Raw genomic sequence first — 2,211 nt, 5'->3', positions numbered from 1 at the left:
CCCCGGCGGTGCCGTAACACCGACGGTTTGGGCTAATCCCCGTTCGCTCGCCGCTACTGGGGGAATCATTATTATTTTCTGTTCCTGCAGGTACTAAGATGTTTCAGTTCCCTGCGTTAGCCTCCTGATAAAAAAATACAGGATAATGCGTCTTCAACGCATTGGGTTGTCCCATTCGGAAATCCCCGGATCAAAGGTTATTTGCACCTACCCGAGGCTTATCGCAGCTTATCACGTCCTTCATCGCCTCCGAGAGCCAAGGCATCCGCCATGCGCCCTTAACTACTTTCTTTTCAAATACACACATCTTCCAAATGTCCCCGGAAGAAAAACCGGAAACAAAAAAAGAGGCGGTTTGATATATACTTTTAGCTCTTTTCGTTTTTTACTTTTTGTACATCATGTCAAAGATCGGATGTCGCGCAACGGCCGGATTGAAAAAAAACAATACGAACCGGGCAACAAGAGTGGAGAATAACGGATTCGAACCGTTGACCCCCTGCGTGCAAAGCAGGTGCTCTAGCCAGCTGAGCTAATCCCCCGAAAACAAACATTCGAAGTAGTCCCAGGCAGAGTTGAACTGCCGACCTCTACATTATCAGTGTAGCGCTCTAACCAACTGAGCTATAGGACTGTCAGTCAACCGCGACCTGATAACGGAGACAGGCTCGGCGTCTTTATTTTCTCTTGTATTATTTACATCTGTATCTATAAATAAACAAGTACAAGCGGTACATAATAAAAAACCGAAAAAAAATTCTCAAAAATAAAGAGAGCAAAAACCGAAGGCATCGCTCCAGAAAGGAGGTGTTCCAGCCGCACCTTCCGGTACGGCTACCTTGTTACGACTTAGCCCCAATCACCAGGTTTACCCTAGGACGATCCTCGCGGTTACGTACTTCAGGTACCCCCGGCTTTCATGGCTTGACGGGCGGTGTGTACAAGGCCCGGGAACGTATTCACCGCGCCGTGGCTGATGCGCGATTACTAGCGAATCCAGCTTCACGAAGTCGGGTTGCAGACTTCGATCCGAACTGAGAGGAGTTTTACGGATTGGCATCACGTCGCCGTGTAGCAACCTGCTGTGCTCCCCATTGTAACACGTGTGTAGCCCCGGACGTAAGGGCCGTGCTGATTTGACGTCATCCCCACCTTCCTCGCATCTTACGACGGCAGTCTCTTTAGAGTCCTCAGCAAAACTGTTAGTAACTAAAGATAAGGGTTGCGCTCGTTATGGCACTTAAGCCGACACCTCACGGCACGAGCTGACGACAACCATGCAGCACCTTCACGCTGGTCCGAAGAAAATACCGTTTCCGGTAAAAGCCAGCGCAATTTAAGCCCGGGTAAGGTTCCTCGCGTATCATCGAATTAAACCACATGTTCCTCCGCTTGTGCGGGCCCCCGTCAATTCCTTTGAGTTTCACCGTTGCCGGCGTACTCCCCAGGTGGAATACTTAACGCTTTCGCTTGGCCGCTTACTGTGTATCGCAAACAGCGAGTATTCATCGTTTACTGTGCGGACTACCAGGGTATCTAATCCTGTTTGATACCCGCACTTTCGAGCATCAGTGTCAGTTCCGGCCCGGTGAGCTGCCTTCGCGATCGGAGTTCTTCGTGATATCTAAGCATTTCACCGCTACACCACGAATTCCGCCCACCTGTACCGTACTCAAGGAAACCAGTATCAACTGCAATTTTAAGGTTGAGCCCCAAACTTTCACAGCTGACTTAATATCCCACCTACGCTCCCTTTAAACCCAATAAATCCGGATAACGCTCGCATCCTCCGTATTACCGCGGCTGCTGGCACGGAGTTAGCCGATGCTTATTCATAACGGTACATGCAATAAGGTACGCGTACCTCATGTTATTCCCGTATAAAAGAAGTTTACAACCCAGAGGGCAGTCATCCTTCACGCTACTTGGCTGGTTCAGACTTCCGTCCATTGACCAATATTCCTCACTGCTGCCTCCCGTAGGAGTTTGGACCGTGTCTCAGTTCCAATGTGGGGGACCTTCCTCTCAGAACCCCTATCCATCGAAGGTTTGGTGGGCCGTTACCCCGCCAACTGCCTAATGGAACGCATCCCCATCGGTTACCGGAATCCTTTGGCGTATCTTTCAGGAGAAAGATACACAACATCGGGTATTAATCTTTCTTTCGAAAGCCTATCCCCGAGTAACCGGAAGGTTGGATACGTGTTACTC

Annotated in this window: 2 tRNA genes and 2 rRNA genes; all 4 read right to left on the bottom strand. The window is 49.7% G+C overall.

What is annotated here, in order from left to right:
- Window positions 1-292 (bottom strand): 23S ribosomal RNA (locus tag C234_RS0112885); the annotation flags it as partial.
- Between the two features lie 176 nt (window positions 293-468).
- Window positions 469-542: transfer RNA gene (locus C234_RS0112875), tRNA-Ala, on the bottom strand.
- Window positions 543-560: 18 nt separating this feature from the next.
- Window positions 561-634: transfer RNA gene (locus C234_RS0112870), tRNA-Ile, on the bottom strand.
- A 166-nt stretch (window positions 635-800) separates the two neighbouring features.
- Window positions 801-2,211 (bottom strand): 16S ribosomal RNA (locus C234_RS0112865); the annotation flags it as partial.

It is taken from the genome of Bacteroides pyogenes DSM 20611 = JCM 6294 (assembly GCF_000428105.1).
GTDB classification, from domain to species: domain Bacteria; phylum Bacteroidota; class Bacteroidia; order Bacteroidales; family Bacteroidaceae; genus Bacteroides; species Bacteroides pyogenes.
Note: the sequence above shows the minus strand (reverse complement) of the source record. Positions and strands in the feature narration are given on the sequence as shown.